The organism is Devosia pacifica, assembly GCF_014652635.1.
GTDB classification, from domain to species: Bacteria; Pseudomonadota; Alphaproteobacteria; order Rhizobiales; family Devosiaceae; genus Devosia; species Devosia pacifica.
This window is the reverse complement of record NZ_BMZE01000001.1, coordinates 1,153,409-1,167,123: the sequence shown is the minus strand read 5'-3', so window position 1 is coordinate 1,167,123 and position 13,715 is coordinate 1,153,409. Positions and strand designations below refer to the sequence as shown.

At 62.3% G+C, this 13,715-nt stretch carries 14 protein-coding genes and 1 other annotated feature; of the genes, 5 read left to right on the top strand and 9 right to left on the bottom strand.

The annotated features are described in order from the left end of the window. Positions 1-11: 11 nt before the first annotated feature. The 4 genes from IE127_RS05880 to IE127_RS05865 all read right to left on the bottom strand — a co-directional run bounded on the left by IE127_RS05880 (position 12) and on the right by IE127_RS05865 (position 4,098). A complete protein-coding gene (locus tag IE127_RS05880) occupies positions 12-1,298 on the bottom strand; it encodes an MFS transporter (RefSeq protein ID WP_189424238.1) in 1,287 nt (428 codons plus the stop codon). Between the two features lie 71 nt (positions 1,299-1,369). After that, entirely contained in the window at positions 1,370-1,744 is a 375-nt protein-coding gene (locus IE127_RS05875) for a TraR/DksA family transcriptional regulator (protein ID WP_189424237.1), read from the bottom strand. Between the two features lie 2 nt (positions 1,745-1,746). Beyond that, on the bottom strand, positions 1,747-2,598 hold the full coding sequence (locus IE127_RS05870) for a universal stress protein (RefSeq protein WP_189424236.1): 852 nt from the start codon (positions 2,596-2,598) through the stop codon (positions 1,747-1,749). A 12-nt stretch (positions 2,599-2,610) separates the two neighbouring features. Beyond that, positions 2,611-4,098, bottom strand: coding sequence for a SulP family inorganic anion transporter (locus tag IE127_RS05865; protein ID WP_189424235.1), 1,488 nt, complete (start codon positions 4,096-4,098; stop codon positions 2,611-2,613). A gap of 111 nt (positions 4,099-4,209) precedes the next feature. Continuing rightward, positions 4,210-4,262: a sequence feature (sul1 is cis-regulatory element that is thought to sense ions involved in sulfur or methionine metabolism; They are found in Alphaproteobacteria), on the bottom strand. Between the two features lie 298 nt (positions 4,263-4,560). Between IE127_RS05865 and IE127_RS05860 the strand changes: the two genes are divergently transcribed. Further along, a complete protein-coding gene (locus IE127_RS05860; RefSeq protein WP_189424234.1) occupies positions 4,561-6,018 on the top strand; it encodes a D-alanyl-D-alanine carboxypeptidase in 1,458 nt (485 codons plus the stop codon). A gap of 22 nt (positions 6,019-6,040) precedes the next feature. Here the strand turns inward: IE127_RS05860 and IE127_RS05855 are convergent, their stop codons facing one another. Both IE127_RS05855 and IE127_RS05850 read right to left on the bottom strand, forming a co-directional pair. After that, positions 6,041-6,595, bottom strand: a complete 555-nt coding sequence (locus tag IE127_RS05855) for a flavin reductase family protein (protein WP_189424233.1) — start codon at positions 6,593-6,595, stop codon at positions 6,041-6,043. 113 nt (positions 6,596-6,708) lie between these two features. Beyond that, entirely contained in the window at positions 6,709-7,317 is a 609-nt protein-coding gene (locus tag IE127_RS05850) for a superoxide dismutase (RefSeq protein ID WP_189424231.1), read from the bottom strand. A gap of 90 nt (positions 7,318-7,407) precedes the next feature. Here IE127_RS05850 and IE127_RS05845 point away from each other — a divergent pair, with 90 nt between their 5' ends. Continuing rightward, the gene (locus IE127_RS05845; protein WP_189424229.1) at positions 7,408-8,088 is read left to right on the top strand and encodes a helix-turn-helix transcriptional regulator; all 681 of its coding nucleotides are present in this window, start codon (positions 7,408-7,410) and stop codon (positions 8,086-8,088) included. Here IE127_RS05845 and IE127_RS05840 read toward each other — a convergent pair. Then, a complete protein-coding gene (locus tag IE127_RS05840) occupies positions 8,077-8,811 on the bottom strand; it encodes a copper homeostasis protein CutC (RefSeq protein WP_189424227.1) in 735 nt (244 codons plus the stop codon). The two genes, IE127_RS05845 and IE127_RS05840, sit on opposite strands and share 12 nt — an antisense overlap. Then, the gene (locus tag IE127_RS05835) at positions 8,811-9,713 is read right to left on the bottom strand and encodes an ROK family protein (protein ID WP_189424225.1); all 903 of its coding nucleotides are present in this window, start codon (positions 9,711-9,713) and stop codon (positions 8,811-8,813) included. Before IE127_RS05835 ends, IE127_RS05840 begins: the two co-directional genes overlap by 1 nt. A gap of 128 nt (positions 9,714-9,841) precedes the next feature. On the opposite strand from IE127_RS05835, the gene IE127_RS05830 reads away from it, so the two are divergent. Genes IE127_RS05830 through pcaD form a run of 3 tightly spaced genes read left to right on the top strand, consistent with a single transcriptional unit; the run spans position 9,842 to position 12,777 of the window. After that, the gene (locus IE127_RS05830) at positions 9,842-11,275 is read left to right on the top strand and encodes a M81 family metallopeptidase (protein ID WP_189424223.1); all 1,434 of its coding nucleotides are present in this window, start codon (positions 9,842-9,844) and stop codon (positions 11,273-11,275) included. A 60-nt stretch (positions 11,276-11,335) separates the two neighbouring features. Further along, the gene (locus tag IE127_RS05825) at positions 11,336-11,950 is read left to right on the top strand and encodes a DnaJ domain-containing protein (RefSeq protein WP_189424221.1); all 615 of its coding nucleotides are present in this window, start codon (positions 11,336-11,338) and stop codon (positions 11,948-11,950) included. Between the two features lie 17 nt (positions 11,951-11,967). Then, positions 11,968-12,777, top strand: coding sequence for a 3-oxoadipate enol-lactonase (pcaD, locus tag IE127_RS05820; protein WP_189424219.1), 810 nt, complete (start codon positions 11,968-11,970; stop codon positions 12,775-12,777). Here the strand turns inward: pcaD and IE127_RS05815 are convergent. After that, positions 12,774-13,547: an SDR family NAD(P)-dependent oxidoreductase gene (locus IE127_RS05815; RefSeq protein ID WP_189424217.1), complete on the bottom strand. Its 774-nt coding sequence runs from the start codon at positions 13,545-13,547 to the stop codon at positions 12,774-12,776. The genes pcaD and IE127_RS05815 overlap by 4 nt on opposite strands. Between the last annotated feature and the right edge of the window lie 168 nt (positions 13,548-13,715).

Below are 13,715 nucleotides of genomic sequence, written 5' to 3'. Positions count from 1 at the left end.
TTCGGAGGCCCTCAGGCCTCCGCTTCTGCCGAGGTTTCTTCGACCCGCTTTTTGAACGCCTCGCGCAGCAGCAAATAGGCTGTGGCGCCTGCGATGCAGTAGGCAGCGTAGAAGAATGCCTGCAGTTCCAGTTCAACCCCGATATCAACGAGATAGCCGGCAAGCCCCGGGCCAAGTGCTGAGGCGGAAACCAGGGCCGCGACCGCGAGAGCGCGTATGGCGCCGATATGGGCGGTGCCGTAGATCTCGGCCCAAAGCGCTCCCATAACCGGGGACATCAACCCGTTGGTCATGCCGAAGAGCAGCAGCAGCAGCGGAATGCCCCAAACGGCATCGATGGTGCCAATGCTCAGGCACCCGACTGCCATCGGCAAGAGGATGACCGGCATGAGACGCCATGCGCCAAACCGATCGACGAGAAACCCTGCGGCCAGACCCATCGCCACACCAGTCACTGAAAGAACCGGGAAAAAGGCGGTAAACACAGTCAGCTCCCAACCCTTGAGCTCGGCAAGGTGCGCCTGATGGAAGATGAAGAGCGTGCCGATGGCGGGCGGGCCCATGATCCCCGGGATGATGCTGTAAAATAGCGGGTCGCGCAGGACGCGACCGCGTGTCCACTTCAGGCCGGTGGGGGTGGTGCTGGTGGCGGCATCCGGATTGATTGCACCGCTGGCCTTGGCGCGCTTGCCGTCAGGCGGATCGCGCAGCAGGAAGAAGATAATTGGCACGATGACCGCGAGCAGCAGTACGGCGGTTCCGGCCCAGACCTGGCGCCATCCGAACAGGCCGATCGACAGGGTAACCAGGAACGGGAAGATTGCCTCGCCGCTGGCGAAGCCGAAGCCCGCGAACGAGAGCGCGCGGCCGCGAAAGCGGTTGAACCAGCGAGACATCGTTGTCATCGCGATGTGGCTGAGCATGCCCTGACCACAAAATCGCAGACCCGCCAATGCCAGCACCAGCAGCACGATGTGGTTTTGAACCGACATCGTCAGGCAGACGAGCGCCAGACCGCATACCGCAAGGAGCGCCAGAAGGCGCGGCGCCAGCTTGTCGGCGAGACCACCCGCCCAGACAAGGACGGTGGCGCTGAGCAAGGTGGCGATGGTGTAAAGGCCGCCAAACTCGCCGTGGCTTAGATCGAAATGACCGCGCAGCGATTCATTGAACTGGGCGATAAAGACGGTCTGGCCAGGCATTGTCGCCATCGTCATAGCATAGCCACCGAGAATCCACTGAATCTGCCGGCCGGTCAGTTCGCGAAGGGGTGGCGATTTGGTTCCAGCAGAGGCCATGACACATTCCTTTCTTGCTACGCCACGAGGTGGGGCGCAGAAATGGGCGGTAGCGAGTGCCGGCTCTTAGGCTAGCGGGATTTTGGTTTGTCGGCGCGATTGGCGCAGGCAATGCAGAGAGTAACAGCAGGATCTACCTCGAGGCGCTGACGCGCAACAGGTTCGCCGCAATCGAGACAGTATCCATACTCGCCCTCCCGTATTCGGCGCTGCGCCATCTGAAGGGCGGTGCGGCGGCGGGCGCGGCGCGTCTCGGATGCCTTGGCGAGAGCCTGGCCCTGCAGTGCCTCCATGCGCGACAGCCTGCCGACGCTTTGCTGATCGAGTGCAACCGGCGCTCGATCCTGCTCGGTGTCGCGCGTCTGCTTCTCGATCTCGGCGAGTTCCTTCTCAATCAGCGGCGCGAAGTGACGGATGAGAGCCTCTTCGTCGTGCTCTTCAGTCATTATCAGCGGAACAGCATGACCGGGATCAGCACCGAGCGCACCATTTCGGCGGTGGTCGAGCCGATGAACAGGCTACGGACGCGCGAGTGGCTATATGCTCCCATCACCAGCAGGTCGATGCCGGAGGCTTCAGTATGCCGCGAGATGACTTCTTCGGGCTGACCTTCCTCGATCAGCGTTTGGACTTCAAAGCCACTGCTGCGCAGAACGCCCGCCGCCGCTTCCAGCTTTCCACGCATGTCCTGCGTCTCTCGACCGGCGGATATCATCGTGCAGGGCAGGCCTGCGAACAGCTTGCTGGTGGCAATGTGATTGATCGCTTTCATGACGCTGGCGCCGCCATCGAAGGCGATGAGAAAGCGCTCGATCGGCTTGAACTTGCGGTTGGCAACGAAGACCGGCTTGGTCGAGACGCGCGCGACCCGCTCGAGGTTCGAGCCAAGGTGCAGCTTGGCGAAATCGGCAGCCTCGCCGCGCTTGCCGATCATGATCATGTCGGCGCCCGATTCCATGTCCTGCACCGCTTCGACAATGTCTCCGGTGCGCAGCCGGGCAGCGACTTCCTTGAGGCCCGCTTCCTGCAGTCGCTCAACCGCGCTGTCAACGAGCAGGCGACCGCGTTGCTGGGCCAGGCGCGCCCGCTGTTCGTCGTGCTTGGAAAGCTCTTCGAGAAGGTGCTGGTGCGCACCCGCTTCGAGGCTTCCACTGAAGCTCACCGGTGGCGTCGAGGTTTCGCGCCGCCCGATAACGTGGACGATCTCCGCCTGGGCGTCGGTGCGCTCCGAAACCCAGGCGGCGTAATCGAGAACGCTTTCGGAGTAGGTTGAGCCATCGATAAAGGCGATGAGTTTCATTGCGCGCTCCTCCTAGTGCCCCATGAGGCGATCGAGCGCCCCGGGTTTGTCATGAATGGCCAGCTTGTCGACGATGGTTTCGCTGGCTTCGTTCATGCCGACAAGGTCTACCTCCGAACCCTCGCGGCGGAATTTCAGGATCACCATGTCGAGCGCCTGAACGCTCGAGATGTCCCAGATATGCGCATCTGACACGTCAATGGTGACTTTTTCCAGAGCTTCCTTGAAGTCAAAGGCATTGGAGAAATCATCCGCCGAGGCGAAGAAGATCTGTCCTTCGACGCGATAGGTACGGTGCCGGCCATCCGGCGACAAATTCGAGGTAACGCGGAAGATCTGCGAGATCTTCCAGGCAAAGAAGATGCCCGACAAGAGCACGCCAACGAGCACGCCAATCGCGAGGTTGTGGGTGTAGACGACGGTGACGACGGTCGCCAGCATGACGATGGAGGAACTGCGCGGGTGCACGAACAGGTTCTTGAGGGACACCCAGGAGAAGGTGCCGATCGAGACCATGATCATGATCGCGACAAGCGCCGCCATCGGAATGATGCTGACGAGATCCCCGAGAACGAGGATGAGGAACAGAAGCATGGCGCCGGCAAAAAAGGTCGACAGCCGCCCGCGGCCACCTGATTTCACATTAATGATCGACTGCCCGATCATGGCACAACCGGCCATGCCGCCGATGAAACCGGTGGCGGTATTGGCGATGCCCTGGCCGACGCACTCCTGGTTCTTGTCGCTCGGGGTGTCGGTGAGGTCATCAATGACCTGCGCGGTCATCAACGATTCCAGCAGCCCGACCACGGCGATCGCAGCGGAATAGGGCAGCACGATCATCAGGGTTTCTAAGGTGAGCGGGATCTGCGGGATCAGGAAGATCGGCAGGGTATCGGGCAGCTGGCCCATGTCCCCAACCGTGCGCAGATCAAAGTTGAAGGCGATCGATGCAGCGGTAAGCACGACGATGCAGACCAGCGGGGACGGCACCGCCTTGGTGATGCGCGGAAACAGATAGATGATGCCAAGGCCCGCTGCCACCATGGCGTAGGTGAGCCAGGTGACGTTGGTCAACTCGGGCAGCTGCGCCATGAAAATGAGAATCGCCAGCGCGTTGACGAATCCGGTCATTACCGAGCGCGAGACGAAGCGCATGACGTAGCCGAGCCGCAAGAGGCCGGCGCCGATCTGCAGGAGCCCGGCGAGGACGGTCGCTGCAAGAAGATATTGCAGGCCATAATCGCGCACCAGCGTGACCATGAGTACCGCCGTTGCGGCGGTTGCTGCGGAGATCATGCCCGGCCGTCCGCCGACAAAGGCGATGAGGACGGCAATGGAGAACGAGGCGTAAAGCCCGACCTTGGGGTCGACGCCTGCAATGATGGAGAAGGCGATGGCCTCTGGAATGAGGGCCAGCGCAACGACGAGACCCGCGAGCAGGTCCGCGCGGATGTTGCCGAACCATTCGGCACGCATACGTGTGATAAAGTCGATCATCGGCTCGTTTTCGGATCGGGACTCGCCGAATTGTTACCGACGATGCACGGCATGCCCAACTTTGACAGGATCGTGCAATCGGAGCCCGGCAGCGCCCGAATGTCATGAATTCTGTTGCCGGGGGATAGGCGCCCGGAGAAGCCACCCGATCATTCGGGTCCGTTCGATGCCGCGCTTTTGCCCCATTGTCGTCAAGAGCGCAAGGCATGCGTGCCGACACACGGCAGATCGACCCCTATTGGTAAGTTTACTCCGTACTAACCATCCAGTGGCACACTGATGCTCGAAGTGGATGCCAGAGGCACGGGGGCGCGCCGGCATCCAGAGTGCTGGCGTATGGGCGCAGTTGCGTCCAATTGGTAATTATTGTTGGAGTCCCGAGTGGCATTTGTACTCTCAGCCCCTCCCGTTTTACGTTTTCAGAAGATCTGGCTCTGCATTTTAGCAGTATTGACGGCTTTCATGGTGATGGCGCCGACGGCGCACGGCATGGAAAACCTGCGCAAGTACGCGGGTATTGTCGTTGACGCCAAGACCGGCCAGGTGATGTACGAAGCGGCGGCCGATGAGCGGCGTTATCCGGCATCCGTTACCAAGGTGATGACGCTCTACATCGCCTTTCAGGAACTCGAGGCCGGCAATCTCACGCTCGATTCACAGATCACGGTTTCGCGGCATGCGGCCAGTGCGGTCCCAACCAAGCTTGGGCTAAGGGCCGGCGCCAAAATCCGGCTCGAAGATGCGATGAAATCGCTGGTGACGCTTTCGGCCAACGACATGGCGCGCGCCATTGCCGAGCATATTTCCGGCTCGGAAGAAAAATTCGCCGAACGCATGACGGCAACCGCACGCGCCCTCGGCATGAGCCACACCACCTATGGCAACGCTTCCGGATTGCCTGACGCGCGGCAGGTGACGACAGTGCGCGACCAGTCGATCCTGGCTTTGGCCGTCTACCAGCATTTTCCGAACCGATATTCGCTGTTCCAGACCAAGAGCTTCAACTATGGCGGCCGTACTTACGGCAACCACAACCGGGTGCTTGGCTACATGGATGCCGTCGACGGCATCAAGACCGGCTATATCAACGCTGCCGGATCGAACCTGATGACCGCCGCCCGCAAGGACAACCGGCACATCATCGTCATCGCTTTCGGCTTCAACAGCTCCGCATCTCGCGACCAGAAAGTGCGCGAGCTGGTGCGTGAGTATTTCGACGAGGGCCTGCGTGGCTCCTACCAGGAAACCGCAATGATCCCGCGTCCGGGCGAAGGCGGTGAGCCAAACCGCTTGTTTGCGCAGTCGCGGCCGTTCTACGTGTCGCCGGCACCGCTCCCCGGCTTCCGCCTGGCGCAACTGGCTCGTGGCGAAGGCCGTGCCGAGCAGCCGCAAATCGTGACGGCAAGCCTTGGTGGCGGGCCGGGCACCGCGCTTGAGGCCGCTGCGGGCCTTGCGGGCGCTGAAGATCCGAAGAGCGGGCTCAGTGAAGTCATGGGCGCCTGGATCAACGAAGGTTATTCGCTCGGCACCGCCTCGATCGCAGATCCGGTTCCGGTGACGCCGCCGACCCCGGCGGAGCGCGTGCAGGCCGATGCCGAGCCGGAAATCGTGCCGGACCAGATCCGTACCGCAAGCATATCCCCGAGTGCGACGGCACCGACGCCGGCCAGCGAAGGGCGCTGGACCATCCAGGTTGGCGCCGCTGTGAGTGCAGATGAGGCGCGCACCCTGCTGCAGACCGCGCAATCGACTGCCTCTGCACTTTCCGACCGTCGCGCCGATGTCGACAGCATCGAACAGTTTGGCCGCACGGTGTTCCGCGCCCGGTTTGTCGGGTTCGGGGACCGCGAGCAGGCACAGTCGGTATGTTCAGAACTGCGCGGCGCGCCGGAACTCGGCTGCCTCGTTATTGGCGGCTAGATCAAGCAGAACCGGGTGCCGCTCAGTCGGCGCTCAGTTCGATCCCGCGATAGCCGCGGCGATGCCAGAGCAAGGCCTGGCGGCTTTCATCGCTGCGGCTTTCGACGATACCGCCAGCGAACAGGATGTGCGTGCCGGTGTCCATGCGCCCGATCACCTCGCAATCGATCGCCGAGACTGCGTTCGCGAGCAATGGATCGCCGGAAGGCCACTCTGACCAATCGCCGACGCTGAAACGGTCAATCTTTCCGAGTTTGCCAGCGAAGGCATCGCCGACATCGCGCTGGTCGGTCGCCAGAACGGCAAGCGAAAACCTGCCGGAGGCGGCGATCAGATCGGCGAGGCGACTGGTGCCGTCAATCGAAACAAGGATCGAGGGTGGTTCGGGTGCGAGTGGCAAAACAGCCGTCGCAGTGCGGCCGCGCCGTTCGCCATCATGAATGGCCGTCACGACCGTAACGGTGGCCGCAAGATGCGACATCACCTCACGAAAATCCGAGCCGGTGATGGGCGGCTGCTTCGGCGCCGTGAGGGGGAAACTCGGCCCTAGTTCGAAGCCGGTCGGCAGAACGCTCATTTCTTCAAACACCCAGCGAACCGCACCGCGTCGATCCGTCCTTTAGCGCCAAAGCGCTTCGTTTGGTCAATCGGGGCGCAACGTTGCGCCCCGGGTCTTGGTTCAGTACCAGCTCAGGCGGACTTCAGGTTTTCCTCAGCGAAAGCATAGTTCGCCAGATTGTCGAGGAAGTTGCTGACATAGTCCGGACGCCGATTGCGGAAGTCCAGGTAATATGCGTGTTCCCACACATCGAGGCCGAGCAGCGGGGTGCCTTCGCCTGTCGCAACCGGGTTGGAGCCGTTCGGCGTTTTGGCGACCGCAAGTTTGCCATCGGTGCCGGCGACGAGCCATGCCCAGCCGGATCCGAACTGGCCGGTGGCTGCTGTCTTGAACGCCTCCTTGAAGGCATCGACGCTGCCGAAATCTGCAATCAGACGCTGTTCGAGCGTGCCGGGGATGCCGCCGCCATTGGGGCTGAGGGCCTGCCAGAAATGGATATGGTTGTAGTGCTGGCCCGCATTGTTGAAGACCGGCGCCATATCCGGCTGATCCTTCGACAAAGCGATCAATTCCTCAAGCGATTTGCCCTGAAGCGCATCGTTCTTCTCAACCAGGGTGTTGAGGGTGTTGACGTATGTCTGGTGGTGCTTGCCGTGGTGCAGCTCGAGCGTTTCCTGGCACATGCCACGCTCGGCAAGTGCTGAGGGTGCGTAGGGCAGATCGGGCAGGGTAAAAGCCATTTGAACCTCCGTGACCGGCGGGCTGCTTGCATTCGTTGACCAGCGCCGGTAGTTTTCCAAGCATGTTCTTTGAAAACCTGTGCCACTAGTATGTCAAGTGATAGCTTGGAAAATACCGACTGGTCGCCGCGGAGCGCCGGTGAGCGGATTCTGATGCTGATCAAGATGCGTGGCGCGATGACCAGTGCTGCGCTGGGCGCCGCGCTCGGCATAACGGCGGAAGCAGCACGACAGCAACTGGTACGGCTCGGCGATGCCGGGTTGGTGGAATTTTCTGCGGAGCGCAAGGGTGTCGGTCGCCCCAGCCGACGCTGGCAGCTGACAGAGGCAGGGGCCGCCCGGTTTCCAGATACGCATGCGGCGCTGACGGTTCAGCTTCTCGATATCGTGCGTGACGCCTTGGGTGACACGGCACTTGACAGCGTGATCAGCGAGCGTGAGCGCAGGACTCTCGCGGCATATCGCGGTGCGATGTCTGACGCGGCAACGCTGCAAGACAGGGTGAAGGCGCTGACAGCGATGCGTAGCGAAGAAGGGTATATGGCCGCCTCTTGGCAGCAGGACGATGGCAGCTACATGCTGGTCGAGAACCATTGCCCGATCTGCGCTGCCGCAACCGCATGCCAGGGGTTTTGCCGTGCGGAACTGGCGGTTTTCCAGGAGGTGCTGGGGAGCGGGGCAGAAGTGCGGCGCAGCGAGCATATCCTCGCGGGTGCCCGGCGTTGCGCTTATGAGATCAGGCCGGCCGGTAAAGAAGTATCAGCGGACTAGTGCGTCGAGCGCTCTGCGCAGAGCCTTGACCGACTCCACCTCGGTGCTGCGGCGCTCAGGCGCGGTGAAACCGAGGGAAACGGCTGCGGCCGATTGCGGCTGACTGGTGCCGCATGAGGCATGCCATTCGTCAAGAGGGGCACGGCTTCTGATGGCCCGTACGACATCTGGAGCGATACCGGAACCAGCCATGATGGCCAGACGGCCTTGAGCGCATTGATGGGCAAGGGCGATGTCACCGACTCCGTCGATGGCGCGCGCGGCGCGGCCGGACGTCAGGATGCGCTCGAAACCAAGGGCTGAGGCGGCTTCAACCGCCTCGGCGATGTCCGGAACCAGATCGAACGCGCGGTGCAATGTGGTGCCAAGTTGATGTGCGCGGGCGCGTTCCGCCAGGTGCCCCAGCGTCTCGGTGTCGAGGCTGCCATCCGGTAGCGACGCACCGAGTACGACTCCGGCGAGGCCTGCTTCGGCGATGGCATCGATTTCGGCGAGCATCACCGCTCGGTCCGCTTCCGAGAAGACGAAGTCGCCGCTTCGGGGACGGACCATGGCATAGACCGGGATTGGCGATGACGCCGCCACGCGCAAGAGGCCAGGCGTTGGCGTCAAACCACCCAGTTCGAGCGCCGAGCACAATTCGATGCGGTTGGCACCGCCGGTGATCGCAGCCTCGAGACTCGGGTTATCGGCTACGCAGATTTCGAGGACCGGCCCTGGCATCAGGCGCCGCCTGTTGCAAAGAGTGCCGCACCGATCCAGCCTGGTTCACCCTGTGCGATGCCAGGTACAACCAGCGGCTGATCGATACGCCGCAGGATGCGCTGACGGACAGCGGTATCGAGCGCGGAGACGAGCCTCGCGGCGCGTGACAGGCCGCCGCCGACCGGCACCACATCGGCCCCAACGACATTGACGACAAGTGCGAGTGGCCCGGCGAGCAATTCTATCTGTGCGGATACGGCCCGGGCAGCATTTGCATCGCCCGCCTCCCAGGCCGCAATGATCTGCTGGCTGTCGAGAAACTCGCCGTTGAGATGCTGGTAGAGGCGTTCAAGACCCCGGGCGCCCCCGACTGTATCGAGGCAGCCGATCTGGCCACAGCCGCATTTGAGTCGCGGGATAGCGACAGGGGGATCACCCACCTGCGTGCCGGCAACGGGCCCGTGGCCCCACTCGCCGGTGAGACCGCCGACCCCCTGGTGCAGGCGACTATCGATGACCAGGCCCCCGCCGACGCCGGTGCCGAGAATGGCGCCGAAGACGACGCGCTTGCCACGCCCGGCGCCGAAGCCGGCTTCAGCGAGAACGAAACAATCCGCGTCGTTGACGATATGAACAGGCCGAGCAAGACGCTGCCGAAGCACCGAGGCGAGCGAGAGGCCATCGATGCACGGGATATTGGCGCAGGTGACGATGCCGGTCTCGGGATCGATGACGCCCGTGATCGACATGGCGATGATGGTGTCATCAGGTGCCCGTGACACATCGCGAGAAATGGCCCCGACGAACGCCTCGAGATCAGAAGCGGGGGTTGGCTGGCGGTTGAGCGGCTTGAGCTGATCGGGGGTATCGCCAAGGGCCGACTTGATCGTCGTGCCGCCAATATCGAAACTCAAGATCATGTTAAACGGCTCGCTGCCATCCCCTGGACGCAATGCAGCTAGCGCATGGCCGGGTAGGGTGCAACATTGACAGTAGGGGCAAGTCTTGCAGACTTACCGTCGTTACGAACCACCCGAAGGTCTTTCCCATGCGTATTGCCGTTGCCGGACTGCACACCGAGTGCAGCACTTATAATCCTGTGCTGGCCAGAGAGCCGGATTTCAAAGTGCTGCGCGGACAGGCGATGGCGAAAGACGCCTATTTCGACTTCCTGACACACTTTCCGGCGGAGTTCGTGACCATTCTGCATGCGCGCGCGATTGCAGGCGGACCTGTGGAGCGCGGCATCTACGATGCCTGGAAGGCAGAGATCCTCGATGGCCTGCGCGCGGCGCTGCCTGTCGATGGCGTCTACCTCGCGACGCATGGCGCCATGTTTGTCTACGGGCTGTTCGACGCGGAAGGCGATTTCATCTCGGCGGTGCGCGAGGTTGTCGGGCCGGATGTGCTGATTTCGGCGAGCTATGATCTGCACGGCAATGTCAGCCAGCGGATCGTAGACAGCCTCGACATGTTCTCCACCTATCGCACGGCGCCGCATATCGATGTGCCGGATACGATGCGCCGCGCCGTCTCGATGCTGGTGCGGGCGCTGCGCAATGGGGAAAAGCCCGGGATCATATGGGCGCCGGTGCCAGTTCTCCTTCCGGGCGAGCGCACCAGTACGCAGGATGAGCCGGGGCGCAGTTTTTATGCCCGGATCGGCGAGTTCGAAGAGCAGTCCGGCATTTGGGATGCCTCGTTTCAGGTGGGCTATGTGTGGGCGGACGAGCCACGCGCGACCGCTGCCGCGATCATGACAGGAACCGACAGAACGCTGCTGGAGAAACAGGCAAAGGCGCTGGCGCAAGCCTATTGGGACATCCGCGAAGATTTCAAGTTCGGCACGAAGACCGGGAGCATCGAAGAGTGCGTCGACTGGGCCGTCGCCAGTTCGACGGCGCCAGTGGTGCTGGCCGAATCCGGCGACAACCCCACGGGCGGGGGCGTCGGCGATCGTGCGGAAGTGCTCTCGGCGCTGATCGCACGCAATGCTGAGGGAGTGGTGTTTGCAGGTATCGCCGACAAGGCGGCAACCGACGCTGCCTATGAGGCCGGCGTCGGGGCGACGATCGACCTCACGATCGGCGCGAGCCTTGATACGTCCAGCACTCCGGCCGACGTGACGGCGACGGTGAAGTTCCTGCTTGCCGTTGAGGATCCGTTCTACCGCGAGGCGGTGCTGACGATCGGCGGCATCGACCTGGTGGTGACGGTGCGCCGGCGTCCGTTCCACAACATTCCGGATTTCACCAAGCTTGAGCTCGATCCACGCACCGCGAAGATTGTCGTCGTGAAGTCCGGCTATCTGTCGCCGGATCTCGGCCCGATCGCCAATCCGAGCCTTATGGCGCTGTCGCCGGGCGTGGTCGATCAGTATGTCGAGCGGCTGGAGCGCAAGCACAAGCAGCGCCCAACTTATCCGTTCGATGCCGACGCCAGCTATACGCCCGAGGCAATTCCATCGGCGCGTCTCGGCTAGCACGGGAAGCACCGCAACGACGCGCTTCAATTCGCGCCGTTGCGGTGCTATCAGCCGGCCATGACCGACTTCGATCCATATCGCGTGCTCGGGCTCGGTGCGGATGCCGATGCGTATGCCATCAAGTCCGCGTATCGCCGGGCGGTGCAAACAGCGCATCCTGACAGGGGCGGTGATCCCGACGCGTTTATCGAAATCGTGCGCGCCTTCGATATTCTCTCGGATGCCGATGCGCGTCGGCTGTTCGATGAAACCGGGACGGTCGACCCGGAAGCGGCGCGCAGTCTCCGACACGATGTGGCGGTGGTACTTGCCGACATGTTCGATGCAGCGGTGAAGACCGCGGTCGACACGCGCCTGCCGCTCGATGGGGTCGATTTCATCGAGATGATGACGAAAGCGGTGCGCGGCCATGCGCGCGAAGCGGAGGGGCATGCGCGACGTCTCGAGGGGGAGGTCGAGGCACTGGCGACCCTCAAGCGGCGGATCCGCAGGCAGGGCGAAGGCTCGAACATGTTCGCCGACCGTCTGGACGAGCAGATAGAGGCCAAGGCGCAGGAGCAGCTGCAATTGCGCCGCCGGGTCCACATCTTCGAGATCGCGGTGATCGAACTGGGGAACTACGACACCGAGGTCGAGTTGATCTCAGCACTCGAAACCGAACAAACCACCTAAGCCGCGAGAGGCACCGCATGCAATTCGCACGCGTCAACGACGTCGTTCTGCACTACCAGATGATCGGCGACCCGAACACCAAGCCGCTGATCGTCTTCGCCAATGCACTTGGCACGGATTTCCGAATCTGGCGCGACGTGATCATTCGGCTGGTCGGAGACTTCTCGGTTCTGACCTACGACAAGCGTGGACACGGGCTCTCGGAAACCGGACCGACACCCTACACCATGGACAATCATGTCGAGGATTTGGCGGCGCTATTGGAGCTCGTCGGCGCCCGGCAGGTGTTCGTTTGCGGGGTGTCGATCGGCGGGATGATTGCGCAGGGGCTGGCGTCGAGCCGCCCGGACCTCGTCCGTGCGGTGGTGCTGTGCGATACCGCGGCCAAAATTGGTGACGACGCTTCATGGAACCAACGGATCGAGGCGGTGAACGCTGGCGGAATAGAGGCTATCGCCGATTCCGTTCTCGAGAAGTGGTTCACCCCAGCATTTCGCAAGCCGGATAACCCGGAGTTTGCAGGGTACCGCACGATGCTGACGCGGCAATCGGCTGAAGGCTATGCGGCCACCTGCGCTGCGCTGCGCGATGCAGACCTTACGGACGCTGCGAAAACACTGACGGTGCCCTCGATCTGCATCGTCGGCGATGAAGACGGCTCGACGCCGCCTTCGCTGGTTGCGGACTTCGCCAAAACCATTCCCAACACTCATTTTGAAGTGATCAAGGGCGCCGGGCATCTGCCTTCGATCGAGCAGCCCGAGCGCCTCACGGATATCGTCCGTGCGTTTGCCGGAATGGTCAGGGCCGGAGGCCGGCCCAACTAGTCTTCGCGGTAGATATCGAAGGGTGCAAACGCCTGGGTGGTGGCCATCATCTGTACCCGATTGATGTTCACGTGGCGCGGCAGGATGGTCGACCAGACGATCGACTCGGCGATGTCGTCGGCATTCATCGCCTCGGTATTGGCGTAGGGGGCGGCGGCCTTGCTGTCGTCGCCCTTGAAGCGCACCAGCGAGAACTCGGTTTCGGTCAGGCCCGGCTCGATATTGGTGACGCGGATGTTCTTGCCCTGAACGTCGGAGCGCAGGTTAAGGGCGAGTTGTTTGACGAAGGCTTTGGTGGCGCCGTAGACGCTGCCGCCCGGATACGGGTAATCGCCAGCGACCGAGCCGACGGTGACGACGTGGCCGCCGCCGCGCGCGATCATGCCGGGAAGCAAAGCCCTGATGGTGTACATCAAGCCCTTGACGTTGGTGTCGACCATCGTCTCCCAATCGGTGATATCGACTTCCGCCGCAGGCTCAAGACCGAGTGCGAGGCCGGCATTGGCGATCACCACATTGATTGCATCGAACGGGGCGGGAAGGTCGGCGACAAATTTCTCGATAGCCTTGAAGTCGCGTACGTCGAGGACGCCGACATGGCAACGCTCGCCGAGCTCGGCCTTGAGTTCGTCAAGGCGCTCGGCGCGGCGGCCCGTGGCGATGACGCGGGCGCCGGCCTCGACATAGCGCCGAGCGGTGGCGGCGCCGAAGCCGGAGGTGGCGCCGGTAATGAACACCGTGAACTCTTTGGGATCGATGGTCTGATACATTGCGCGGCTCCTCGTATGGTTAGTGCACCCTTAACACGGTTGCATCCTGCAAGGCATTGGGCAATTTGACGATTTAGTCTGTGGCACGGTTGCCACTTTGCCGCTTTGTGATCGCCAAAATTGTCTAAAGTGCTGTCGAATTCGCCGGATTGCCCTTACTGTGAGACC